Source organism: Azospirillum brasilense, from assembly GCF_008365405.1.
Taxonomy (GTDB): Bacteria; Pseudomonadota; Alphaproteobacteria; order Azospirillales; family Azospirillaceae; genus Azospirillum; species Azospirillum brasilense_D.
Map to the genome: position 1 here is coordinate 722,517 of NZ_QOKV01000001.1, position 24,734 is coordinate 747,250.

The following is a 24,734-nucleotide window of genomic DNA, read 5'->3' on the forward strand; positions in this document are numbered from 1 at the left end:
CGTGTCACTCCGCAATCGGCTCGTAGAATTCCGGGCCGAAGTCGGCGGCTTGGCGGCTGGTCACGTTGAAGGGCTTCTTCAGGCCGCCGCGGAAGTACCGTTTCACCAGATCCTGCCACGTTTCCACCGGGTCCACGCCGCGCTTGGCGCAGAGATGGCCGAACCAGCGGCGTCCGGCGGCGACGTGGGTGATCTCCTCGTCGTGGATGACCTGGAGCAGAGCGGCGCTTTCCGCGTCGCCGAACTCGCGCAGGCGGCGGACGGTCTCCGGGGTCACGTCGAGCCCGCGCGCCTCCAGCACCATCGGCACCACGGCCAGCCGGGCGGCGAGGTCGTGGGCGGTGGTGGTCGCCGCTTGCCACAGCCCGTCATGGGCCGGCAACTCGCCATAGCCGGAACCGAGCTGGTTCAGTCGCTCCTCCAGCATCTGGAAATGCCGGGCTTCGTCGTCGGCGACCTGCACCCAGTCGTCGGTGAAGCCCTTAGGCATCCCCTCTCCGACGAAGCGGCACACGATGTCCCAAGCGAGGTCGATGGCGTTCAGCTCGATGTGGGCCAGCGCGTGGAGCAGGGCGAGGCGGTTCTGCGCGCTGCCGCCGCGTCCGCGCTTGGGCATGTCGCGGGGCAGCATCAGCGGCGGACGCTCCGGACGGGCGGGGCGCTCCGGCGCGACCAGCGCGCCGAACTCCGTGATGCGTCCGTCGCGCCACGCTGCGGCGTAGTCCCGCGTCAGGCGCACCTTCTCCAGTGGCGCCGCAGTGGTCAGCACCGCGACGGCCGCGTCACACAGCGTCATTGCCATCCATACGCAACGAAATGGGGGTTCAGGATGTCGGCCTTGCCGTAGAGGAAGGGCGAGCCGTCGGGCTGCTCCACCCGCCCGCCGGCGGCGACGAGGATGGCGTGGCCGGCGGCGGTGTCCCATTCGCTGGTCGGACCGAAGCGGGGGTAAAGGTCGGCCTTGCCCGACGCCACCGTGCAGAATTTCAGGGAACTGCCGCAGGTCACCCGGTTCTTCACCGTGTAGCCGGCAAGGAAGCCATCCAGTTCGCCGCCGCTGCCGTGGGAGCGGCTGGCGACCACGGTCAGGCCGTCGGGCGGCGGCTTGCGGACCTGGATCGGGTAGTCGTGGCGGCCCTCCACCCAATGGACGGCGGTGCCCGCTCCGCAGGCGGCGTAGAGGTCACCCGTGGCCGGCGCGTAGACGACTCCCAGGACCGGACGCCCGCCCTCGATCAGGGCGATGTTGACGGTGAACTCGCCGTTGCGGCTGATGAACTCCTTGGTACCGTCGAGCGGATCGACCAGCCAGAAGCGTCCGCCGGAAATGTCCGGCCGGTGCCCGGCGGCCACGGCCTCCTCCGCGACAACCGGAATGCCGGGGGCGATGTGGTGCAGGGCCGGGGTGATGACATGCTCGGCGGCCAGATCGGCCTGGGTGACCGGACTGCCGTCGACCTTTGTGGCGGCGTCGATGCCGTCGTTGTAGAAGCGCAGGATCACCTGACCCGCTTCGTGGGCGATGGTCCGCACCTTGGGCAGCAGGCTCGCCGCGGCGGTGTCGGTCATGGGTGGTCCTCCGGTCGGCTGGTGTGCGAACGGTCACCATAGCGCGCCCGGATGGTGGGCTGGAAGGCTGGAAAGGGCGGGGAGGATGGGAGAATGCGGATGAACGCAGGCTGGCGGGCGATGGAACCGGCGGACCTGGAGCGTGTGTTGGACATCGCCGAGGTCGTGCACCCCGATTACCCGGAGGATCGCGCCGTCTTCGCCGAGCGTCTGGCCCTCTACCCGGACGGCTGCGCCATGGCGGAGGCGGATGGGCTCGGCATCGGCTACATCGTCATGCATCCGGGGCGTTTGGGTGTTCCTCCGCCGCTTGATTCGCCGCTCGGCGCGCTGCCGGAGGCGCCGGACTGCCTCTATCTGCACGACGTCGCCCTGCTGCCCGCGGCGCGGGGGCTGAGGTTGGGAGTCGCCGCCCTGGAGCGCATGAACGCGCTGGCGGCGCGGCAGGGGTTTCGCTGGCTGGCCCTGACCTCCACCCCCGGTGCACGGGCCTTCTGGGATGCGCAAGGATTCCGGCCGCATGACGGCGGGGCCGGGCTGGCCGCCAAGCTCGCCTCCTACGGCGGCGGGATGACCTACATGACGAAGCCGGTGAAAGGCTGATCCGGCGTATTTGAGGTAATTTGCTGAAAATTGTGTTCGTCGCGCCGGGCGGGGATTCGATTTGCGGCAAGTTGTCCGACCCCGGCGGGTGGACGCGGATGCTATCTTGCGGCCTTCCCGATACCTTCAGCACGGCCGTTCGCCGGCAGGCCCCCATGCAGCCATCCGCCCGCTTCCCGTGGAAGTCCGACTACACGGTTGGAAACGAGTCCATTGACGAACAGCACCGGACCCTTCTCGAACTGGCCGGGCTGCTGCACATGGCGGTGGCGGCGGGGCAAGGCTACAAGATCATCCAGAACGCCTTCGCCGCCCTGGTCAAGTACACGGAGGAGCATTTCTCCGACGAAGAGCAGTTCTGGACCGACGCCAAAAGCGGCGGCGTGGAGCAGCACAAGCGGCTCCACCGGCAGATCACTGAGGAATTGCTGGCCCTGCGGTTCGAGGGGCCGTACGGCGTCGTCTTCTGCACGCCCAACGAACTGACCAATTGGGTCGAACACCGCCTGATCGCCCATTTCATCGAAGAGGATCAGGGTGTCTACCGCAGCCTGACCCAGGGCGCCAAACGGAAGCGGACCTCCGCCTGATCGGCGGCCCCATGGGCGGTGCGGTGGTCCGGAGGTGTGGCGTCGGAAAACACGTTTGCATGAAAATCCCAAGGTGCGATGCTAAGTGCAAATGTATTTAAATATTTTCATTTTGTTTTCGTAAATTATCATCGGTAACATTTGCCGGTTTCCCCGACCGTGCCGCAATAAATATGAATGAATGCAATTCATGATATCTTGCATTTCTCTTGTGTGATTCGTAGCGGGGTCACGCCCGTGCGGCTGGTCGGGGATGTTTCGCCAACCGCGAGGGAACGCCATGACTGAACCTTACCTGCTGCCGCCGTCCACGTCCGTGGCCTATCCGTCCAGCCTTCCGTCGGGCACGGTGAAGCTGTACGCCGATCAGAACTGGAGCAGCGACAACCTGACCATCACCACCTCGGGCGCGATCGAAGGCGTCCAGAGCTCCTTTGCCGGGACCAACCTGAACGACCGGACCACCTGGATTGCCTTCAATCTGCCGGAGGGGGTCGTCCTGACCCTGCTGGAACACAAGACCACCCCGCCCGCCGGCCAGCCCTACAGCTTCAACGGTTGCGGGCGTTGCGTCGATCTGATCGGCAACGGCAAGACGCAAACGGTCGACGTCGAAAAGCTCGGCGCCAACGATTGCCTGTCCGCCTACATCTGGCGGCGCGTGGACCTGAACACCGGCTTGTTCCAGCTGTTCGACGGGCTGAACTATGCCGACAACCGCAACACCTTCTTCCTGTGCGAATGGCCGATGGGGACGGTGCTGTCGCTGGCCGGCTGGTTCATCTGCGACCGGGCGGCGTCGATCTATTTCGGCGGGCTGACCGCCCAGCAGGTGGCTCTGTACGACGGTGGCCAGGGCGAGGGGGAAACCATGTCTGTCGCCGGCTGGCTGAGCATGGACGGCATCCCGGACCTGCGCAGCTATTCCTTCGTCGACAAGGAGGCCTCGTGGCGGTGGGACCTGCTGCCCCCGGTCCATTCGGAGGTCGAGCCCTTCTCGATCACCGCGCCGGTCCCCACCAACCCGTCGAGCACGATCAGCAGTTCCATCTCCGGCACCAACCAGGGTGCGGCGACGATCACCGACACGGTGTCGGTGACCAGCGGGAAATCGCAGTCCCTGACGCTGTCGGTCACCGACTCCTACACGATCGGCTATGTCCAGGAGGTGCGCTTCACTTACGGAATCGGTCTGACCGGCGAGGTCGAGGTCGGCTGCACTTTCTCCATGTCCTACACCTACACGGGCACGAAGGAGACCTCGGTCACCAATTACTACGATCTGTCGGTCAGCCAGACGATCGAGATCCCGGCCGACTGCCGCTACAGCTCGACGATGACGATCCTGATGGCCGAAATCCCGCCCACCTCCTACAGCACCCCGGCGGTCTTCTACTACACCCAGCCGGTGCCCGGTTCGACCTACGATCCGGCGATGAGCGCCGAGCTGGGCAAGACGGTCTACGCGCTGCGCCAGACGGTGACGGGCTACGTCAACGGCGGCGTCTCGGTGGATGTCCGGAGCAGCACCGAGACCCAGCCGCTCTCCGTCGCGGCGCTGGCCGACGCCTGACGCCGGCACCGCCTCCGATGGTGGTCCGCCATCGCAGGTTTCGCGTCCAACGTTGCCTTTGCCGTGGAACGGACCCAACTCTAACTGGTTTATGATGTGGCGCGGCTGCCGGATGGGCGCGGGATTCCCCGCCCGTCCGGCGACCCCGCTCCACCAGACCAGCGGAGCGACGGGGCGGTATGAAGAACTCGGACAATGGCCGGATCGATCGGAACGACACGCTCTGGTACAAGGACGCGGTCATCTATCAGCTTCACGTCAAGGCGTTCTTCGACGCCGACAACGACGGCATCGGCGACATCGCCGGCCTGACGCAGAAGCTCGACTACATCCAGGAGCTTGGCGTCACCACGCTGTGGCTGCTGCCCTTCTACCCCTCGCCGCTGCGCGACGACGGCTACGACATCGCCGACTACAAGGCGGTCAACCCGTCCTACGGCAATCTCCAGGACTTCAAGCGGTTCCTGCGCGAATGCCACGACCGCGGCCTGCGCGTCATCACGGAACTGGTCATCAACCACACCTCCGACCAGCACCCGTGGTTCCAGCGCGCCCGTCAGGCCAAGCCGGGATCGAACCACCGGAACTTCTACGTCTGGTCCGACACCGACCAGAAGTACCAGGGCACCCGCATCATCTTCTGCGACACGGAAAAGTCCAACTGGACCTGGGATTCCGAGGCGCAGGCCTATTTCTGGCACCGTTTCTATGCGCACCAGCCCGACCTGAACTTCGACAACCCGAAGGTCCTTCAGGAGGTGCTGAACGTCATGCGCTTCTGGCTGGACATGGGGGTGGACGGGCTGCGGCTCGACGCCGTGCCCTACCTGAAGGAGCGCGAGGGCACCAACAACGAGAACCTGCCGGAAACCCACGACGTTCTGAAGGCGATCCGCACGGAGATCGACAAGGGCTACGGCGACCGCATGCTGCTGGCCGAGGCGAACCAGTGGCCGGAAGATGTGCTGCCCTATTTCGGCGACCTGGAGAAGGGCGGGGACGAATGCCACATGGCCTTCCACTTCCCGCTGATGCCGCGAATCTACATGGCCGTCGCCATGGAGGACCGGCATCCCATCGCCGACATCATGCGCCAGACGCCGGACATCCCGGACGAGTGCCAGTGGGCCATCTTCCTGCGCAACCATGACGAGCTGACGCTGGAGATGGTGACCGACCGCGAGCGGGACTATCTCTGGGACTTCTACGCCGCCGACCGGCGCATGCGGATCAACCTGGGCATCCGGCGGCGCCTCGCCCCGCTGCTTCAGAACGACCGCCGCAAGATCGAGCTGCTGAAGAGCCTGCTGCTGTCCATGCCGGGCACGCCGGTGCTCTATTACGGCGACGAGATCGGCATGGGCGACAACATCTATCTCGGCGACCGCGACGGCGTGCGCACGCCGATGCAGTGGTCGCCCGACCGCAACGGCGGCTTCTCGCGCGCCGACCCGGCGCGGCTGTATCTCCCGGCGATCCAGGACCCGATCTACGGCTTCCAGGCGATCAACGTGGAGGCGGCGCAGCGCAGCCCGTCGTCTCTGCTGAACTGGATGAAGCGGCTGATCGCCGTGCGCCAGCAGCACAAGGCCTTCGGGCGCGGCAGCTTCCAGCTTCTCTATCCGGGCAACCGCAAGGTCCTGGCCTATCTGCGCTGCCATTCGACGGAGGAAGGCGACGAGGTCATCCTCTGCGTGGCGAATCTCTCCCGCTCTGCCCAGGCGGTGGAGCTGGACCTGAAGCAATTCCGCGGCCGCGTGCCGGTGGAGATGCTGGGCCGCACGGTCTTCCCGCCGGTCGGTGATCTGCCCTACCTGCTGACCATCCCCGCCTACGGCTTCTACTGGTTCGCGCTGGCCGCCGAGGCGGCGCTGCCGTCCTGGCACGAGACGATGCCGGAGCCGGTGCCAGACCTGCTGACCATCGTCGTGCGCGACGGCTGGAAGAGTCTGATCAGCGGGCGCGCGGAGGCCGAGCTGGCGCGCGACATCCTGCAGGCCTATCTGCCGCAGCAGCGCTGGTTCGCCGCCAAGGATCGCCGGATCGAGCGCGCGCATGTCCCGGTGTCCGCGCGGCTGAGCGGGCCGGGCGACGGCTTCATGCTGCTTCGCGCCGAGGTCGAGCTTTCCGGCGGCGGCACGCAGTCCTACTTCCTGCCGCTCGCCATGAGCTGGGAGGAGAACGCCGGCAACACCGGCTGGCCGCTGCTGCCCTTCACGCTGGCCAAGGCCCGGCGCGGCCCGCGCACCGGCGCCATCTACGACGCCATGCAGGCCGACGCCTTCACCCGCAGCCTGCTGACCGCCCTGCGCGAGGGGCGGGAGATTCCGGCGTCGCACGGGCATCTGCGCTTCTCGCCCACGGCCTGCATGGCCGACCTCGTGGTGGACGACGAGACGGAGATCCGCCGCCTGGGCGTGGAGCAGAGCAACAGCTCCATTCTGGTCGGCAGCCAGGCCGTGCTGAAGGCGTTCCGCCGCCTGACCCCCGGCGCCCATCCGGAGCTGGAGGTCGGACGCTTCCTGACCGAGGTGGCGGGCTTCCAGAACACGCCGCCGCTGCTCGGTTCCGTCGAGCATGTGGCGGAGGATGGCACGCCGACCGCCCTGTTCGTGCTCCAGGGCTTCGTCCGCAACCAGGGGGACGGCTGGAGCAGCACCGTCGATTCGCTGGTGCGCGACCTGGACGACATCCGTCTCGGCCTGTCCCATGATCCGGAGGAGCCGACCGAGGGCGAACCCTTCGGCATGCACGCCGCCATGATGGCGACGCTCGGCCAGCGCACGGCGGAACTCCACTGCGCGCTGGCCAAGCGCACCGGCGACCCGGCCTTCGACCCGGAGCCGGTGACCGCCGACGACCTGAAGGGCTGGGGCGAGGCCGCCCGCCGTCAGGCCGAGGCCGCCTTCGCAGCGCTGCCCGGCGCGCTGGACCGTCTGGCACCCGCGGTGCGGGAGCAGGCGGAATCCCTGCTGGGCCGCCGCGCCGACGTGATGAACCGGCTGGCCGAGCTGGCCGACACCCCGCCGCAGGGCGACAAGACGCGCATCCACGGCGACTACCATCTTGGGCAGGTGCTGCGCGCCCAGAACGACTGGTACATCATCGATTTCGAGGGCGAGCCGGCGAAGTCCCTGGAGGAGCGGCGGGCCAAGCACAGCCCGCTGCGCGACGTGGCGGGGATGCTGCGCTCCTTCAACTACGCCACCTGGGCGGCGCTGTTCCGGATCGACGAGACGGGCGCGCTGGAGGAGGCCGGTGCTGTGATGGAGGCGGCGCTCGATTGGGAGCGGCGCAGCATGCAGAGCTTCCTGGAGGCCTACCGCGCCGCCATGGCGGCCTGCCCGGACGCGCCGGACGGGGCTGCTGCCGACCGCCGCCTGCTGGCGCTGTTCCTGATGGAGAAGGCGCTCTACGAGATCGCCTACGAGGCCGCCAACCGGCCGAATTGGATCGGCATTCCGGTGAAGGGCGTGCTGGGGCTTCTGGACGGCGAATCCTGAGGCGAAACCCGAAACGGGACATAGGACGCCGCGGGCGTGGTGTGACAAACGCCCCGGCGCTATGTTCACACCCCAGGAACGAGCAAGGGTAAGGGGAAAGTCAGCCGATGCCGAACGACATCCGAACGGGAAACCGTGCCAAGGCGCAGGAAGCGTCGCCGAAGGCCGTGTCGCCGTTGAGCGGCGGCATCGAGGCCATCGTCCGCGCCGACCACGGCGATCCCTTCGCGATCCTGGGCATGCACCAGACCGGCAAGGACCAGCCCGTCGAGGTCCGCGCCTTCATCCCCGGCGCGGAGAAGCTGTGGGTGGTCGACAGCGCGTCGGGCGACCCGGCGGGCGAGGCCGACAAGGTCCATGGCGAGGGCTTCTTCGTCGCCGTCCTGCCCGACCGCAAGGAGCCCTTCCGCTACCGCCTGCGCGTCCAGTTCCCGCTGGCGACGGTGGAGTTCGAGGACGCCTACCGCTTCTGGTCCGTCCTGGGCGAACTGGACATCCATCTGCTGGCCGAGGGCACGCACCTCAAGAGCTTCGAGCGGCTGGGCGCCCACCCGCGGGAGATCGACGGGGTGGCCGGCGTGGCCTTCGCCGTCTGGGCGCCCAACGCGCGGCGGGTCAGCGTCGTCGGCGACTTCTGCGACTGGGACGGCCGGCGCCTGCCGATGCGCAAGCGGACGGAAGCCGGTGTGTGGGAGATCTTCGTGCCGCACGCCACCGTCGGCCAGCGCTACAAGTTCGAGATCAAGGGGGCCGGCGGCGACCTGCTGCCGCTGAAGTCCGATCCCTACGCCTTCCAGGCCGAGTTCCGTCCCCAGACCGCCTCCGTCGTGCACGGCCTGCCGTCCTACGACTGGCAGGATGCCGAGTGGCAGCGGACCCGCTCCGCCAGCGCCGACCTGACCGCGCCGATCTCCATCTACGAAGTCCATCTCGGCTCCTGGGCGCGGGTGCCGGAGGAGGGTGACCGCTTCCTCACTTACCGCGAACTGGCCGACCGGTTGGTGCCCTATGTGAAGGATCTCGGCTTCACCCACATCGAGCTGCTGCCCATCACCGAGCATCCCTTCGACGGCTCCTGGGGCTACCAGCCGATCGGGATGTACGCGCCGACCAGCCGTCACGGCACGCCGGAGGACTTCAAGTATTTCGTGGACGCCTGCCACGCGGCGGGGATCGGGGTGCTGCTCGACTGGGTGCCCGGCCATTTCCCGACCGATCCGCACGGGCTGGGCTGGTTCGACGGCACGCACCTGTACGAGCACGCCGACCCGCGCCAGGGCTATCACCAGGACTGGAACACGCTGATCTACAATTTCGGCCGGACGGAGGTGCAGAACTTCCTGCTGGGCAACGCGCTGTTCTGGCTGGATCATTACCGGCTGGACGGGCTGCGGGTCGACGCCGTGGCCTCCATGCTCTACCTCGACTACAGCCGCAAGGCCGGCGAGTGGGTTCCCAACCGCTTCGGCGGGCGCGAGAACCTGGAATCCATCGCCTTCCTCAAGCGGATGAACGAGCTGACGTACGGCCACCACCAGGGCATCATGACGGTGGCCGAGGAATCCACAGCCTGGCCGGCGGTGTCGCGGCCCGTCTATCTCGGCGGGCTGGGCTTCGGCTACAAGTGGAACATGGGCTGGATGCACGACACGCTGGAGTACATGGCGAAGGACCCCATCCACCGCCGTTACCATCACCACCAGCTCACCTTCGGCTTGATCTACCAGTTCTCGGAGAACTTCGTCCTGCCGCTCAGCCACGACGAGGTGGTGCACGGCAAGGGCTCGCTCATCAACAAGATGCCGGGCGACGACTGGCAGAAGTTCGCCAACCTGCGCGCCTATTACGGCTTCATGTTCGCCCATCCCGGCAAGAAGCTGCTGTTCATGGGCGGCGAGTTCGGCCAGTGGCGCGAGTGGAGCGAGGCGCGCAGCCTGGACTGGCACCTGCTGGAGGAGCCGCTGCACCAGGGGCTTCACGCGCTGGTGCGCGACCTGAACCGGATGTACCGCGGGCTGAAGCCGCTGCACCAGACCGACTGCGACCCGGCGGGCTTCGAATGGATCGAGGCCAACGACAGCGACAACTCCGTTCTCGCCTTCCTGCGCAAGAGCGGGGAAGACCCGGAGCACCATGTGGTCGTGGTCTGCAATTTCACTCCGATGCCGCGCGACGGCTACCGCGTCGGCGTCACCCTGCCGGGCCGGTACGAGGAGGTGCTGAACACCGACGCCCCGGAGTACGGCGGCAGCGGAGTCGGCAACGCCGGCGGCGTGGCAAGCGAGGAGACGGAATGGCATGGCCGTCCGCATTCCATCTGCCTGACCCTGCCGCCGCTGGGCACGCTGGTGCTGGAGCGCAAGGCGGGGTAGGGGGCGCCGTCTCTTCCCGATGGGCACTCTTGACGGGCGGTACGTGCCTCCTCTTTATTGATTTGGTTATCCCGCACAGGCTCCGGGCGGACGAGCGTCCGGGGGAACGATCATGACGATGAGGAACCGGCCGCCGTCCGTCGAAGACGTGGTGCGCATCCTGCGCAGCCACAGTGCGGATCTGCGTCGGCGCGGTGTCCTGCATGCCGCCGTCTTCGGTTCGGTGGCGCGTGGCGAGGCCCGATCCGACAGCGACATCGACATCGTGATCGATCTGGACCCCGGGCATCCCATGGGGTTGTTCGAGTACACGCGGGTGACGCTGGACATCGGTGACCTGTTCGACCGGCCGACGGATGTGGTGGTGCGGAAGAATCTGAAACCCGCCCTTCGGGACAGCGTGGCGGAGGAGGCGGTGCATGCCTTCTAGGTCGCCGCAGCGGCGGCTGGAGGACATCGTTCAGAACATCGATGCGATTGCCCGATTCGTTTCCGGAATGGGGTTCGAGGATTTTCTGGCCGATCAGAAGACCAGCTATGCCGTGCTGCGCGCTCTCGAAATCATTTCGGAAGCCTCTCGGCGCATCCCCGATGACGTCAGACAGCGCCATCCCGAAATCGATTGGCGGGCCATAGCCGGTGCCGGTAACATCTACCGGCACGATTACGACAACGTGGACGACGCTCTTACGTGGCACACCATTCAACACGAACTTTCGCCGCTGAGGGCTGTGGTCGTCGCGGAGTTGATGCGGATCGAAGGGAACCGGCCATGACGGTCCAACAAGACGGGATCGTCGTCTGATGTCCATCTCCACCGCCACGCGTACCGCCGTCTGGCCCGGCAAGCCCTATCCGCTGGGAGCGAACTGGGACGGGTTCGGGGTCAACTTCGCCCTGTTCTCCGCGCACGCCGAAAAGGTCGAACTGTGCCTGTTCGACCAGACCGGCCAGCGCGAGGTCGAGCGGGTCGTCCTGCCGGAGCACACCGACGAGGTCTGGCACGGCTACCTGCCGGAGGCCCGGCCCGGTCTGCTCTACGGCTACCGCGTCCACGGCCCCTACGAGCCGGCTGCGGGGCACCGCTTCAACCCGAACAAGCTGCTGCTCGACCCCTACGCCAAGGCGCTGTTCGGGCCGTTCCGCTGGTCGGATGCCCATTACGGCTACCGAGTCGGCTCGACGCGCGAGGATTTGTCCTTCGACCGGCGCGACAACGCCCGCGGCATGCCGAAATGCCGGGTGGTCGACCGCGCCTTCACCTGGGGGCACGACCGGCACCCGGCGGTGCCCTGGTCCGACACGGTGATCTACGAGACGCATGTCGGCGGTTTCACCATGCGCCATCCGGAGGTGCCGGCCCCGCTGCGCGGCACCTTCGCCGGCATGTCCACCCATGCGGTGATCGACTATCTCAAGGCGCTGGGCATCACGTCGGTGGAGTTCCTGCCGGTGCAATCCTTCGCCGACGACCGGCATCTGGTCGGGCAGGGCCTGCGCAACTACTGGGGCTACAACAGCGTCGGCTTCTTCGCGCCCGAGCCGCGCTACATGACCACCGGCGTGCTGTCGGAGTTCAAGACCATGGTCGCCCGCCTGCACGAGGCGGGGATCGAGGTCATCCTGGACGTGGTCTACAACCACACGGGCGAGGGCAACCATCTCGGCCCCACCCTGTCCTTCAAGGGCATCGACAATCTCAGCTATTACCGGCTGCTGCCCGACAACCCGCGCTTCTACATCAACGACACCGGCACCGGAAACACCCTGAATCTCAGCCACCCGCGCGTGCTCCAGCTGGTCATGGACAGCCTGCGCTACTGGGTGACGGAGATGCATGTCGACGGCTTCCGCTTCGACCTCGCCACCGTGCTGGCGCGGGAGCCCTACGGGTTCGACCCCGGTTCGGGCTTCCTCGACGCGGTGCGGCAGGACCCGGCGCTGGCCGACGTGAAGCTGATCGCGGAGCCATGGGACGTCGGTCCCGGAGGCTATCAGGTCGGCAACTTCCCGCCGGGCTGGGCGGAGTGGAACGACCGCTATCGCGACACCGTGCGCCGCTACTGGCGCGGCGACGACGGCATGCTGCCGGAACTGGCCGGGCGGATCGCCGGCTCGTCGGACCTGTTCGAGAAGCGCGGGCGGCGGCCCTGGTCGTCGGTGAACTTCGTCACGGCGCATGACGGCTTTACCCTGCACGACCTCGTCTCCTACAACGACAAGCACAATTGGGCCAACGGCGAGGACAACCGCGACGGCCATTCCGCCAACCATTCCTGGAACCACGGGGTGGAAGGCGAGTCCGACGACCCGGCGATCCGCGAGGCCCGCGCCAAGCAGAAGCGCAACCTGCTGGCCACCCTGTTCCTGTCGCAGGGCACGCCGATGATGCTGGCTGGCGACGAGATCGGCCACAGCCAGAAGGGCAACAACAACGCCTATTGCCAGGACAACGAGACCTCCTGGCTGGACTGGGCGCGGCTGAAGGGCGAGGGCGGCCCGATGCTTGCCTTCGTCAAGCGGCTGATCGCGCTGCGCAAGGTTCATCCGGTGCTGCGCCGACCGGTCTTCCTGCATGGGCGCCGGACCTCGCCGAACGGATTGAAGGACATCGTCTGGTACACGCCGCAGGGTGTTGAGAAGTCGGCGGAGGATTGGCGCAACGGGCACGCGCGCTGCATCATGCTGCTGCTGAACGGCCATGCCGGAACCTACACCGGGGTGGACGGCGCGCCGCAGGACGACGGGGTTCTTCTGATCGTGCTGAACGCCCACACCGACACGGTCAACGTCACCCTGCCGGAGGTGCCCGACGCGCGCGGCTGGCGCTGCGTCCTGGACACCCGCGTGGTGGACGGGGCCGGTGACGGGCGGATGCAACTCGCCGGGCGGACGATGCCGGTGGACGGGCGGACGGCGCTGGTGTTCGTGCAGGTTGATTCGCCCGGTCGTTGATGCGGGTCAATAGGCGGTCTTTTCCGCCTGTGCTAACGTCCAGGCCGGGGATGGCCTTTCCACCTCCGGTTTCCGCGGAACCTACGCATGCCCGACTACGACTACTCCCTGGTTGATGCCGCCATCATCGACACCCAGTCCAACACCCAGCGCGTCCTGCGCGAGGTTCTGGCGCGGCTGGGGATGAAGCGGGCGGAGGCCTACGGCTCGGTCCGGGACGCGGTGGACATGGCGACGGCGGCCACCCCCGACCTGATCCTGCTGGATATCGATGGAGAGGAGGCGGAGGCGCTGCGCCTCATCCGCCGCCTGCGCAACGAGCCGGACACCCGCAACCCTTACGCCTGCATCGTCGCCACGACGTGGCAGCCGACGCCGCTTCTGGTCATGCGGGTCACCAACGCCGGGGCCGACGATCTGCTGGTGAAGCCGGTCTCGCCCAAGCAGGTGCAGGAGCGGTTGGCCGCCCTGATCGAGTCGCGCAAGAAATTCGTGGTGACCGCCGACTACACCGGCCCCGACCGGCGCAAGTCGCCGCGCGAGGGCGCCCAGGTGCCGCTGCTCGACGCGCCGAACACGCTGCGGCTGAAGGCCACCAACCGCTGGGCGCACATCAACGCCCGGCAGCTCATGGCCGAGGCCAACCACTTCGTCAACGAGCAGAAGCTGCTGCGCATCAGCGTGCAGGTCGCCTTCCTGATCGAGTTCGCCGCCACCGGCTTGGCCGTCCGCCCGCCGGAGCGCATGGCGGTGGAGCATCTGGCCCGCGTCCCGGCCTTCCTCGACGACCTGTTGCGCCGCCTTGACGACCTGAGCGAGCCGGGGCCGGCGGAGTCCGTCGCCAAGTCCTTGAAGATGATGGCGGAACGGCTGCGGCTGCAGGCCGAATCAGGTGCCGTCGCGGCGGAGGAGCTGGAGCGCGTCCGCGCGCTCGCCCGCGACCTGATGCAGGCGGTGGATGCGGCGCGTCCCCTGGAGGCCATGATGGCGGAAGTGTCGGTCGCCGTGACCGGCTACCGTTCCCGGCTGGAGCAGATGGCCCAAGCCAAGGCGGAGGCGGCCAAGGCGGAGGCCGCGAAGGCCGCCATGGTCGTGCCCGCGGCGAACGGCGATGCCGCGAAAGAGGCGGTTGGGTCGTGACCCCGCAAATGGTGAGCCGCTGAAGGCGAAGGCCGGATCATCCAAGGTTGCGGCGCGTTGTCACCCATGCCCCGTCGCCGCATGCGAAAGCGTTGCGGTAAATATGAAAATTCGAATGTTCGGGGCTGGACGGAATCGGCCCGACGCGCAATGCTCGCGCGCAGGCCGTTGCGGCCAGAATGACGCCACCAAGACGCCACGACCGATAACCGCGGGGAACCCTGAATGAGCGATCTCGACCGGCTTGCCGAACGGCTTGGCATCGAGCCCTTCTACCATGACATCTGGGGCAACCGGCGCGAGACCTCCGACGCGACGAAGCGGGCTCTGTCCGCCGCCATGGGCTATCCCGCCGGCAACGGCGAGGAACTGGCGGGGAGCCTGCACGCGGTGGAGGACCGGGCGTGGCGCCGCATGCTGCCCCCCGTCCTGGTGATCGACGAGGGCGCGCCGCTCGGCCTCGCCCTGGCCGTTCCGGCCGGGCTGGAGGACGCCGAGCTGACCTGGACGCTGACCGAGGAGGGCGGGCTCGCCCACCGCGCATCGCTGCGCGTCGGCAACCTGCCGCTGGCCGAGCAGCGGGTGCTCGACGGCGTGGCCTATGAGCGGCGCACGGTGTCCACCCGCCTGCCGCCGACCCTGCCGCTCGGCTATCACCGGCTGACGGTGGTGATCCGTCCTCAAGGCGTGGGAGGGACGCTGGAGGGCGGCACGGTGCTGATCGTCGCGCCGCAGCGCTGCCTGACGGTGGAGGACGTGGTTCCCGGCGGGCGGACCTGGGGCATCGGCCTCCAGCTCTATGCGCTGAAGAGTGGCGACGACTGGGGCATCGGCGACTTCGACGATCTCGGGCGCTTCGCCGAGACGGCGGCGGGGCTCGGAGCCGGGCTGGTCGGGCTGAATCCGCTGCACGCGCTGTTCCCGGCCGACCCCAACCACATCGGCCCTTATTCGCCGAGCAGCCGGACCTTCCTCAACATCCTCTACATCGACGTGGAGCGGGTGCCGGAACTGGCGGCCACCCCGCAGGCGCAGGCCCTTATCGCGTCGGAGGAGTTCCGGCAGCGGCTGGCCGCCGCGCGGGCGACGGAGCTGGTGGACTATCCCGCCGTCTCCGCCCTCAAGATGCCGGTTCTGGAGGCGCTGCACGCCACCTTCCGGGCGCTCGGCGCGAGCGACGCGCGGCGCGAGGCGTTCGAGACGTTCCGGCGGGAGATGGGCGAGCCGCTGCGCCGCCACGCCGTGTTCGAGGCGCTGCACGAGCATTTCTACCGCCGCGACCCGTCCCAATGGATGTGGCGGAGCTGGCCGGCGGCCTTTCAGCACCCGGACAGCCCTGAGGTCCAGGCCTTCGCCGCCGAGCAGGCCGACCGGGTGGGCTTCTTCGAATATCTGCAATGGGAGGCCGACCGCCAACTCGGCACGGCGGCGGAGCGCGGGCGGCGGGCCGGGCTGCCCCTCGGCTTCTACCGCGACCTCGCTGTGGCGGCGCATCCCGGCGGGGCGGCGGCCTGGGGCGAATCGGGCATCCTGGTGCAGGGCGCCAACGTCGGCGCGCCGCCGGACCAGTTCAACATGAAGGGGCAGAACTGGGGCCTCGCCCCGCTGTCGCCGGTGGGCCTGCGCGAATCGGCCTATGGCAGCTTCATCGCCATGCTGCGCGCCAACATGCGACACGCCGGGGCGCTGCGCATCGACCATGTGATGGCCCTTCAGCACCTGTTCTGGATCCCGGCGGACGGCAGCGACGGCGCCTACGTCGAGTACCCGTTCGAGGATCTGCTGCGGATCATCGCGCTGGAAAGCCGGCGCAACCGCTGCATCGTCATCGGCGAGGATCTCGGCACCGTGCCGGAGGGCTTCCGCCCGGCTCTGGAGCGGGCGGGCATCCTCAGCTACCGCGTGCTGTATTTCGAGCGCAGCGCCGACGGCGGGTTCAAGGCGCCGGAGGAGTATCCCGCCGGGGCCATGGTCACGGTGACCACCCACGACCTCGCCACCTTCAAGGGTTTCTGGACCAACCGGGACCTCGACTGGCGCGCCCGGCTCGACCTCTATCCCGACGAGGCGGCGCGGAACAAGGATGCCTGGGACCGCGGCGTGGACCGTTGGTGGATGCTGCAAGCGCTGGAACGGGAGGGGTTGCGCCCGGTCCGCTACCCGAACAACGAGGGTTCGCAACCCTTCTCGCGCGAGCTGATGGAAGCGGTGCACCGCTACCTGTCCCGCTCGCCGGGCCGCATCGCCATGGTGCAGATCGAGGATGCGCTGGGCGAGGTGGAGCAGCCGAACCTGCCGGGCACCGTGGACCAGCATCCGAACTGGCGCCGCCGCCTGGGCCTGCCAGTGGAAGCGATGACCGAGGATGAAGGGGTGCGCCGGCTGGCCGAGGCGGTCCGCAGCGAACGGCCTTGAAGCCAGCCGAACCGGAAGCCGATTGCCATCCTGCGGTATTGGCTTACACTTCCCGTCAGTCGTCGGGCAAAAGAACAGCGCGCCGCGCGCAACATCGTGCGGCCAATCAAGACGGAGGGGTAGATGAAAGGTGATCCGAAGGTTATCCGGCACCTCAACACGATTCTGACGAACGAGCTGACCGCCATCAACCAGTATTTCCTGCACGCCCGCATGTTGAAGAACTGGGGACTGCACCGGCTGGCGCACAAGGTCTACGAGGAATCCATCGGCGAGATGAAGCACGCCGACAAGCTGATCGAGCGCATCCTGTTCCTGGAAGGGCTTCCCAACCTCCAGGACCTGCACAAGCTGAAGATCGGCGAGGATCTGCCGGAGATGTTCACCGCCGACCTTGGCATCGAGAGCCACAACCGGGGCAACCTGCTGGAAGCCATCGCCGACTGCGACGCGGTGCGCGACTATCAGAGCCGCGAAATTTTCCGGGAGATCCTGGAGGACACCGAAGAGCACATCGACTGGCTGGAAACCCAGCTCGACCTGATCCAGCGCGTGGGCCTGACCGCCTACCAGCAGGAGCAGATCTACGGCGAGGATTCCTCGTCCTGATAAGCGATGCGGAGCGGTTCGCCGCCTAGACGGACATTCCCGCCGACGTCCCGGCCGCATAGGCCGCGGCGTCGGCCTTGCGGTAAGCGGTGATGGCGGCGGACCAGGGCTCGATGTGCAGGCCGCTGCCCATCGCGTCCTGATGGATGCTCTGCGCGATGAAGCCGGCGTTGGGGGTGGCGCTCAGGCGCGGCGACGCGCCGGTCACTGGTCCGTCGTCACCTTCAGCATCGTCCAGCGCGAATTTGGACGAGGAGCCGGCGCGGCGGGCGCGGTTGCTTTCCGCTTCCCCCAATTCCGTCCGGTTTCCGCCTTTCAGCGCATCGTCGGCGGCCGAGACATCGTCGGACCGTCGGCGTTCCGCTTCCCCCGGCACGCGCCGGATCGGCTGCACCGCGATGGCTTCGCTGGCCAGCATCTGCCGAAGCCGGCCCATCCCGGACAGGGACTGCGCGTTCGACGGCGATGATAGGGACGGAATGCTGGACACGGGAGCGCGGCGGGTTGTGGGTGAGCCTAGTCCCGCATGGTATCAGCGCAAAGCTTCCCGATGCCTTAAAAAATTTGGGCAGGGGCGCGGCGCCGTGGTGGTTGTCCATCCGACGGCGCCGACGGTTGCGGTTCGGAGGGCTTAAGACCCTTTGCGGCCACGGACGTTGCGGCGGACGACGGATTGCGCCTCCACGACGAGATCGCTGCCGCCCAGAATGCGGGTGAACAGCGCCTTCACCGTCGCCCGGCCATGCACCGTCAGAACGCCGCTGTTCGTATCGTCCTCGATTCTCAGCACCGCGGCGTGGGTGCCGAGAAAGCTCTTGGAAAAGGCATTGTCGAAGAAGGTGCGGATGTGGCCGTCACGCTGGTCGTCGAACATGACCCGCCCGCCGGCCAGCGCCGCCGCGTCCACCGCCTGCGCCAAGCGGGCCTGGACCGCGTAGCCGCGCACCGTTTCCAGGGTGTAGCCGGCGCCCACCGCCAGGGGGAGGCCGAGCGCGACGATCAACGCCAGCGCAAGCCTGCGCCCGGACCGCCGCTCCTGCCGATGCTGGAGCGCGTAAGGGTGGTAGACCATCACCATTGCCGGACCCAAAAATGTGAAGGAGAACGCAAGATCAAATCTGCCAAAACCGCCTTAATGAGCGATTAACAGCGGTCGAATAAGTCTTTGAATCTTTAAAAGCTGGATAACGAGGGCGTGTGTTTGTTCGCGCTTATTCTCATAATTATTATGAGTTGCATGAAGCTTTCGAGCGATACGAAGGGAGATTGGTTTGAATTTCGTACTAAATCGTTTTGATTGGCCCATGGGGCGAGGCCGCCAGGGAAGATAAGGATTCCGTGCCGCATCGGAAGGGGAAAAAAGAAGGATCGGCCGTGCGGGTGGGCGATGCACCGAAGGGGAGTGGGAATAAAGCCTTGCGTCCGGGCGTCCAGGAGGAACCATCGTCCAAACAACAAGACAGGGGAGGGCATCCATGGACCGCAAGATCTCCGGGGCTGGCATTGGGGCTGCGCTCGCGATCGGAATTCTGCTGTCGGCGGCGCCGGCACCGGCGCAGACGTCCGACCGTTCAGCGGGCGGCGGTTCCGCAAGCATGAGCTTCTTCATCACCAGCGTCGGATCGGGGAAGGGCGCCGATCTGGGTGGGCTGGAGGGGGCGGACCGCCATTGCCGGCAACTGGCGCAGGCCGTCGGGGCGGGGAACCGCGACTGGAAGGCCTACCTGTCCACCCAGGCGGCGGATGGCCGGCCGGCGGTGAACGCCCGCGACCGCATCGGCGCCGGCCCCTGGCAGAACGTGAAAGGGCAGGTGATCGCCCGCAGCGTGGAGGATCTTCACGCCAACAATGGCCTGACCAAGCAGACCGGCCTCACCGAAACCGGCGAGATGGTCAATGGCCGCGGCGACACCCCCAACACCCACGACATCCTGACCGGCAGCCAGCCGGACGGCACCGCCTTCGGCGGCGCGGAGGACCGGACCTGCGGCAACTGGACCCGCAGCGGGACGGAGGGCGCCGCCATGGTCGGCCATCATGACCGCATCGGTCTCGGCGACGACCCGCCGGCCAAGTCCTGGAACAGCTCGCATCTGACGCGGGGCGGCTGCAGCCAGGACGCCTTGAAGGGCACGGGCGGCGCGGGGCTGCTCTATTGCTTCGCGGCCGATTAGCAGGGCAGGAGCGGGAGGGCTGATCCGCCCGCTCCCTTTCCGCCGGCATCCGGGAGCGCTACAGTCCCGACTTCCTGACGGTGTGTGGAGGCGGCCCGATGCGGGGCGGGGCGTGGCGTTCGGCGGTGCTGGGCTTTGTGGTGGCGGGCATGGCGCTCGCCTTCCTGGGGGTGGAGATCGGGCGGCTGGCCGTCGCCGACCCGGAGCGTTCCCTGCTGGACATGGGGGCGGTCGGACTCGGCGTGCTGGCGCTGTGGATCGCCTTCGCCCGGTTGAACCGCCATTTCCGCGATCTGGGCCGGCTGCGTGAGACCCTGTCGGCGTGGCGCGGGCGCAGCGCCGTCTCCCTCGCCGCCGATGCGAAGGAGGACGAGGCCGGCGACCTCGCGCGCGCGGCGGCGGAGGCGTTGCGCCACGGCCGCCATGGGGAGCATCGCCCGGGCGAGCGGTTGGCCGGGGTGATCGCCGCGCTGGAGGAGCCGGTGGTGGTGCTCGACGACTTCGGTCGGATCGATACGCTGAACCCCGCGGCCTCGGCTCATCTGGGGCTGGTGGCGGGGGCCGACATCTATGACCACCTGTCGCGCCCCGAACTGTTCCGCGCCATCGAGCGGGCGCGTGAGGATGGCCAGATGGTCTCCGCCCTGCTGCGCCGCGCCCAAGGGGGGGAGGTGCCGGTCCGCGTCAAGGATTTGGGGCTTCAGTCGGGGATCGCCCTGGTGTTCCCAGCGAAGGCGGGGGAGGCGCCGCCGCTGCTGTCCGGCGAGCGGCGGCTGCTGCGCCCCAGCGCCCGTCCCGTCCATCTCGGCGACGAGGACCCGCTGCTGGCCCTGCCGATGGTCAGCCTGTGGGTCGCCACCGCCACCGGGCGTCCGGAGGAGGGGCCGGTCGTCGCGGTGGGCACGGTGCGGATGGTCGGGCCGCGTGTCTTCCGCAGCCTGTCGCTGGACCTGTTCATCGATCCCGGCGCGCCGATCCCGGCGGAGGGCTCCGCCTCCCACGGCGTGACCGCGGCGATGGTGGAGGGCGCGCGCCCCTTCGCCGCGGCCTGGCCGGTGATCGCCGACGCCCTGCGCGGCTGCGCGGTGGTCGGCTGGGGGGTGGATACGGCGCTCGGCACGCTGGCCCGCGCCTGCCGCGACGCCGGCCTGCCGGAGCCGGGGGCGCCACCGGCGCTCGACCTCGCGCGGCTGTCCGCGGCCCTCGACCCGGCGCTGGAGGGGGCGTCGCTGGAGCAGCTGTCCGCGGCCTTCGGCATCGCCACCGACCGCCGCATGGGGCCCTTCGCGCCCGCCCTGGTCGAGGCGGAACTGGCTGCGGCGCTGATGACGCGGCTGGACCAGCGGGGCATCGCCACACACGGGCAGGCGCGGGCCTTCGCCGCCGGTCAGGCCGGCGCGCTTCCGGAGTGATGCCTTACCGCCATTTCGGCCGCCGCCCGGCCTTCAGCGCCTGCACCGCCTGGTCGAGCGTCTGCAGGAACTTCGACTTGTCCTGCTGGCTCATCGGCTTGTTGCCGCCGCTGACCACGCCCATGTCGCGCAGGTCCTGCATCAGCGCGCGGGTGGCGATGGCCGAGCCGATGCTGTCCTCCGTGAAGGGGCGGCCGGTCGGGCCGATCACCACGGCGCGGTTCTTGACGCAGCGGTCGGCCAGCTGGATGTCGGCGGTGACCACGATGTCGGCCTCGGTCGCGTGCTCCGCGATCCAGTTGTCGGCGGCGTCGAACTCCGACCCGACGACGACCAGTTCCGACAGGCATTCGTTGGGCAGGCGGAGCGGGCCGTTGCTGACGATCCAAACCTTGATTCCGCTGCGCCCGGCCACCCGGTAAATTTCGGCCTTTACCGGGCAGGCATCGGCATCCACATAAATCTCGACCACCCGGCCTCCCTCCTTCGCCGTTTCATGCCGCGTCCTTATGCGCTAAAACCCTGGGCGAGCGAAGTGGCGCCGCCGGTGGCGTCCTGAAATTTTTCCTTTTTGTGCAGAAGGGGCGGAGCGGCGCATGGCGTCCTATCAGTATGTTTATGTGATGAAGGGCCTGTCCAAGGTCTACCCCGGCGGCAAGAAGGTTCTGGACAACATCTGGCTGTCCTTCCTGCCCGGCGTGAAGATCGGCGTTCTCGGCGTCAACGGCTCCGGTAAGTCGACGCTGATGAAGATCATGGCCGGTCTCGACAAGGATTACTCGGGCGAGGCCTGGGTCGCGCAGGGGGCCAAGGTCGGCTACCTGCCGCAGGAGCCGCAGCTCGACCCGACGAAGACGGTGCAGGAGAACGTGCTGGAGGCCCTGGCCGAGACCAAGGGGCTGCTGGACCGCTTCAACGCCGTGTCGGAGGCGATGGGCGAACCCGACGCCGACTTCGACGCGCTGCTGGCCGAGCAGGCCGAGCTTCAGGAGAAGATCGACGCCGCCGACGCCTGGGACATCGACCGCACGGTCGAGATCGCCATGGACGCGCTGCGCTGCCCGCCGGGCGACGCCGACGTGACCAAGCTGTCCGGCGGTGAGAAGCGCCGCGTGGCTCTGTGCAAGCTGCTGCTGGAAAAGCCCGACCTGCTGCTGCTCGACGAGCCGACCAACCATCTGGACGCGGAGTCCGTGGCGTGGCTCCAGAAGCATCTTGAGGACTACAAGGGCACCGTCGTCCTGGTCACCCACGACCGCTATTTCCTCGACAACGTGACCGGCTGGATTCTCGAACTCGACCGCGGCGCCGGCATTCCCTACGAGGGCAACTACTCCTCCTGGCTGGAGCAGAAGCAGAAGCGTCTGGAGCAGGAAGGCCGCGCCGAGGAGGCCCGCCAGAAGCAGCTCTCCACCGAGCTGGAATGGATCCGGCAGTCCCCGCGCGCCCGTCAGGCCAAGAGCAAGGCCCGCATCTCCGCCTACGAGACGCTGCTGGCCGAGAGCGGCAAGGAGGCGACGGGCGAGGCCCGCATCGTCATCCCGACGCCGCCGCGCCTGGGCAACGTCGTCATCGAGGCCGAGAGCATCAACAAGGGCTTCGGCGACCGTCTGCTGATCGACGGCCTGTCCTTCCGCCTGCCGCCGGGCGGCATCGTTGGCGTGATCGGCCCGAACGGCGCCGGCAAGACCACCCTGTTCCGCATGATCACCGAACAGGAGGGGCCGGACGCCGGCGCCTTCCGCGTCGGCGACACGGTGAAGCTGGGTTATGTCGACCAGAGCCGTGACACGCTGAACCCGAACAAGACGGTGTGGGAGGAGATCTCCGACGGGCTGGACGTGATCGACCTCGGCAAGAAGTCGATGCCGAGCCGCGCCTACGTCTCGTCCTTCAACTTCCGCGGCCCGGATCAGCAGAAGAAGGTCGGCCAGCTGTCCGGCGGTGAGCGCAACCGCGTCCATCTCGCCAAGATGCTGAAGTCCGGCGCCAACGTGCTGCTGCTCGACGAACCGACCAACGATTTGGACGTCGACACGCTGCGCGCGCTGGAAGAGGCGCTGGAAAGCTTCGCCGGCTGCGCCGTGGTCATCAGCCACGATCGCTGGTTCCTCGACCGCCTCGCCACCCACATCCTGGCCTTCGAAGGCGACAGCCATGTGGAGTGGTTCGAGGGCAACTTCGAAGCCTACGAAGCCGACAAGAAGCGCCGTCTGGGCGAGGATGCGGTGAACCCGCACCGCATCAAGTACAAGCCGCTGGTCCGTTCCTAAGCGGCTCCTGCGAACTCCCTCTCCCGCCTCGGGAGAGGGAGCGTCTTCCGGTTACCCCTCCAGCTTCTGATGCTCCAGGAAGGCGGTCTTCAAGAGCTGCTTGAGATCGTCGCCATACTGGTGGAAGCGCACGGACACCTGCCCCTTCCCCACGCCTTTGTGCACCACGACCATCCGCGCGGTGGCCATGATGTCGTCCCGCCCGGCCATGGACAGGCGCCCCTCGATCGTCTCGCCCTCCTCGAACCGATCGTCCGGCGCGTAGAGGCAGATCCCGCCGATCGACCAGTTGCGGGAGGAGTGGGTGCCGCGGTCGGTCTGGACGACCAGACAGGGCTGGGCGTAGCGCTTCTGCGCCCGCCGCTCTTCCGGCGCTGGCGGCGGCGGTGGCGCGGTGTGCACCGTCACCGTGATTCCCGTGCCGTCGAGTTTCGCGCCGCCCAGCTTGGCGGAGCGCAGCACCGCGTCCTCCATCCGGGCGTCGCGCAGATCGGCGCCGGTCAGGTTCGCCCCGTCGAAGTTGGCGGGCCAGAGGCGGTCGCCGGACAGGCGGGCGGGCCGGGCGTCGGCGCGCGCCAGGACGGCGCGGGACAGCCCGGCGCGGCGCAGATTGGTGCCGTTCAGGCAGGCCTCCGTCAGGTCGGCCCCGATCATCTCGGTATAGGAGAGGTCGGCCATCTCCAGGCTCGCCTTGCGCAGCCGCACGCCCATCAGGCGGCAGCGGCGCAGCCGCGCCGCGGCGAGCACGCGGCCGGTCAGGTCGGCCCCGATCACCGACACGAGGTCGAGATCGAGGTGGCGGCCCTCCGCTCCCTGGCTGTCCACCCAGCGCTCATGCTCGGCGACGGCCTCCAGGAACGCCTCGGACGGCATCGGCTTGTAGGCCGGCTTGACGATGGCGTTCTTGGGAAGGGAGGCGGGCAGGTAGTTGCGGTCGAGCGTCGCCTCGTCGATGGTCGTGCCGTCGAAGGTCACGCCATCCAGCGTGGCGCCCCAGAAATCGGCGCCGACCAGCACGGCGGCGGTCATGTCGGCGCCCGTCAGGTCGGCGTCGTTGAGATCGGCGCCGCTGAGGTCGCAGCCCGTGAAGTTCGCCCCGGCCAGGATGGAGCGCTCCATCTTGGCCTCGGTCAGGCGGGTGACGCCATCGCTGCGCGGCTTGTCGTCCGTTCCGTTCATCAGCGACCCGGCGCGGAAGTCGGCGCCGCGCAGGTTGGCGTCGGTCAGGATGGCCCGGTGCAGGTTGGCGCCGCGCAGATCCGCCCCGATCAAGGTCGCGGCGGTCAGGTTCGCCCCTTCCATGTCGGCGCCGAACAGGTCGGCCTGCGAGAGGTCGGCCCGGACGAGGCGGGCGCCGACCAGATTGGTTCCGGCCAGCTTCGCCCCGTTCAGGTTCACCCGGTCGAGGTTGAGGCCCGAAAGGTCACGGAAGCTGAGATCGGCCCGCCGCCCGCCGCGGCGCGTCAGCCACGTCTGGTGGGCGAGGATGATCGCCTTGATCTCTTCGATCTCGTTCTGAGTCCGGTCGGCCATCGGATGGGGCGCC

At 67.9% G+C, this 24,734-nt stretch carries 20 protein-coding genes; 14 read left to right on the forward strand and 6 right to left on the reverse strand.

The genetic code is table 11. From position 1 onward, the window contains the following. Window positions 1-4 precede the first annotated feature (4 nt). Both DS837_RS03470 and cysQ read right to left on the reverse strand, forming a co-directional pair. Window positions 5-802: a ferritin-like domain-containing protein gene (locus DS837_RS03470; RefSeq protein WP_149163427.1), complete on the reverse strand. Its 798-nt coding sequence runs from the start codon at window positions 800-802 to the stop codon at window positions 5-7. Then, window positions 793-1,569 (reverse strand): 3'(2'),5'-bisphosphate nucleotidase CysQ, encoded by a 777-nt coding sequence (gene cysQ / locus DS837_RS03475; RefSeq protein ID WP_149163428.1) that lies wholly within the window; start codon window positions 1,567-1,569, stop codon window positions 793-795. Before cysQ ends, DS837_RS03470 begins: the two co-directional genes overlap by 10 nt. A 93-nt stretch (window positions 1,570-1,662) precedes the next feature. Here cysQ and DS837_RS03480 point away from each other — a divergent pair, with 93 nt between their 5' ends. The 11 genes from DS837_RS03480 (at window position 1,663) to bfr (ending at window position 17,329) form a co-directional block, all read left to right on the forward strand. After that, complete coding sequence (locus DS837_RS03480) at window positions 1,663-2,172, forward strand: GNAT family N-acetyltransferase (protein ID WP_247889745.1); 510 nt, start codon at window positions 1,663-1,665, stop codon at window positions 2,170-2,172. 155 nt (window positions 2,173-2,327) lie between these two features. Beyond that, a complete protein-coding gene (locus DS837_RS03485) occupies window positions 2,328-2,762 on the forward strand; it encodes a bacteriohemerythrin (RefSeq protein WP_170295720.1) in 435 nt (144 codons plus the stop codon). Between the two features lie 280 nt (window positions 2,763-3,042). After that, on the forward strand, window positions 3,043-4,335 hold the full coding sequence (locus tag DS837_RS03490; RefSeq protein WP_149163430.1) for a hypothetical protein: 1,293 nt from the start codon (window positions 3,043-3,045) through the stop codon (window positions 4,333-4,335). A gap of 179 nt (window positions 4,336-4,514) precedes the next feature. Next, window positions 4,515-7,838, forward strand: coding sequence for a maltose alpha-D-glucosyltransferase (gene treS, locus DS837_RS03495; RefSeq protein ID WP_149163431.1), 3,324 nt, complete (start codon window positions 4,515-4,517; stop codon window positions 7,836-7,838). A 107-nt stretch (window positions 7,839-7,945) separates the two neighbouring features. After that, on the forward strand, window positions 7,946-10,210 hold the full coding sequence (gene glgB / locus DS837_RS03500; RefSeq protein ID WP_149163432.1) for a 1,4-alpha-glucan branching protein GlgB: 2,265 nt from the start codon (window positions 7,946-7,948) through the stop codon (window positions 10,208-10,210). A 112-nt stretch (window positions 10,211-10,322) separates the two neighbouring features. Then, on the forward strand, window positions 10,323-10,640 hold the full coding sequence (locus tag DS837_RS03505; RefSeq protein WP_149163433.1) for a nucleotidyltransferase family protein: 318 nt from the start codon (window positions 10,323-10,325) through the stop codon (window positions 10,638-10,640). Next, window positions 10,630-10,986, forward strand: a complete 357-nt coding sequence (locus tag DS837_RS03510; RefSeq protein ID WP_038527390.1) for a HepT-like ribonuclease domain-containing protein — start codon at window positions 10,630-10,632, stop codon at window positions 10,984-10,986. The genes DS837_RS03505 and DS837_RS03510 overlap by 11 nt, the downstream gene beginning before the upstream one ends. A gap of 28 nt (window positions 10,987-11,014) precedes the next feature. Beyond that, window positions 11,015-13,165, forward strand: a complete 2,151-nt coding sequence (glgX, locus tag DS837_RS03515) for a glycogen debranching protein GlgX (protein WP_149163434.1) — start codon at window positions 11,015-11,017, stop codon at window positions 13,163-13,165. Between the two features lie 87 nt (window positions 13,166-13,252). Then, the gene (locus DS837_RS03520; protein ID WP_149163435.1) at window positions 13,253-14,305 is read left to right on the forward strand and encodes a response regulator; all 1,053 of its coding nucleotides are present in this window, start codon (window positions 13,253-13,255) and stop codon (window positions 14,303-14,305) included. Window positions 14,306-14,530: 225 nt separating this feature from the next. Then, window positions 14,531-16,720 carry a 4-alpha-glucanotransferase gene (malQ, locus tag DS837_RS03525; RefSeq protein ID WP_149163436.1) on the forward strand — a complete coding sequence of 730 codons (2,190 nt, stop codon included), beginning with the start codon at window positions 14,531-14,533 and terminating at the stop codon, window positions 16,718-16,720. Window positions 16,721-16,843: 123 nt separating this feature from the next. Continuing rightward, a complete protein-coding gene (gene bfr, locus DS837_RS03530; RefSeq protein ID WP_145626032.1) occupies window positions 16,844-17,329 on the forward strand; it encodes a bacterioferritin in 486 nt (161 codons plus the stop codon). Window positions 17,330-17,354: 25 nt separating this feature from the next. Here bfr and DS837_RS03535 read toward each other — a convergent pair whose 3' ends face one another. Then, window positions 17,355-17,747 (reverse strand): hypothetical protein, encoded by a 393-nt coding sequence (locus tag DS837_RS03535; RefSeq protein WP_149163437.1) that lies wholly within the window; start codon window positions 17,745-17,747, stop codon window positions 17,355-17,357. 213 nt (window positions 17,748-17,960) lie between these two features. Further along, complete coding sequence (locus DS837_RS03540; protein WP_247889746.1) at window positions 17,961-18,401, reverse strand: hypothetical protein; 441 nt, start codon at window positions 18,399-18,401, stop codon at window positions 17,961-17,963. 403 nt (window positions 18,402-18,804) lie between these two features. Between DS837_RS03540 and DS837_RS03545 the strand changes: the two genes are divergently transcribed. Both DS837_RS03545 and DS837_RS03550 read left to right on the forward strand, forming a co-directional pair. Beyond that, the gene (locus DS837_RS03545) at window positions 18,805-19,503 is read left to right on the forward strand and encodes a hypothetical protein (protein ID WP_149163439.1); all 699 of its coding nucleotides are present in this window, start codon (window positions 18,805-18,807) and stop codon (window positions 19,501-19,503) included. A 98-nt stretch (window positions 19,504-19,601) separates the two neighbouring features. Then, entirely contained in the window at window positions 19,602-20,915 is a 1,314-nt protein-coding gene (locus DS837_RS03550; RefSeq protein ID WP_149163440.1) for a DNA polymerase III subunit epsilon, read from the forward strand. A gap of 4 nt (window positions 20,916-20,919) precedes the next feature. Here the strand turns inward: DS837_RS03550 and DS837_RS03555 are convergent, their stop codons facing one another. Next, window positions 20,920-21,387: a YaiI/YqxD family protein gene (locus DS837_RS03555; protein WP_145626027.1), complete on the reverse strand. Its 468-nt coding sequence runs from the start codon at window positions 21,385-21,387 to the stop codon at window positions 20,920-20,922. 124 nt (window positions 21,388-21,511) lie between these two features. Between DS837_RS03555 and ettA the strand changes: the two genes are divergently transcribed. Then, entirely contained in the window at window positions 21,512-23,188 is a 1,677-nt protein-coding gene (ettA, locus tag DS837_RS03560; RefSeq protein ID WP_149163441.1) for an energy-dependent translational throttle protein EttA, read from the forward strand. 51 nt (window positions 23,189-23,239) lie between these two features. On the opposite strand, the gene DS837_RS03565 is transcribed toward ettA, so the two are convergent. Then, complete coding sequence (locus tag DS837_RS03565; protein ID WP_149163442.1) at window positions 23,240-24,721, reverse strand: pentapeptide repeat-containing protein; 1,482 nt, start codon at window positions 24,719-24,721, stop codon at window positions 23,240-23,242. Between the last annotated feature and the right edge of the window lie 13 nt (window positions 24,722-24,734).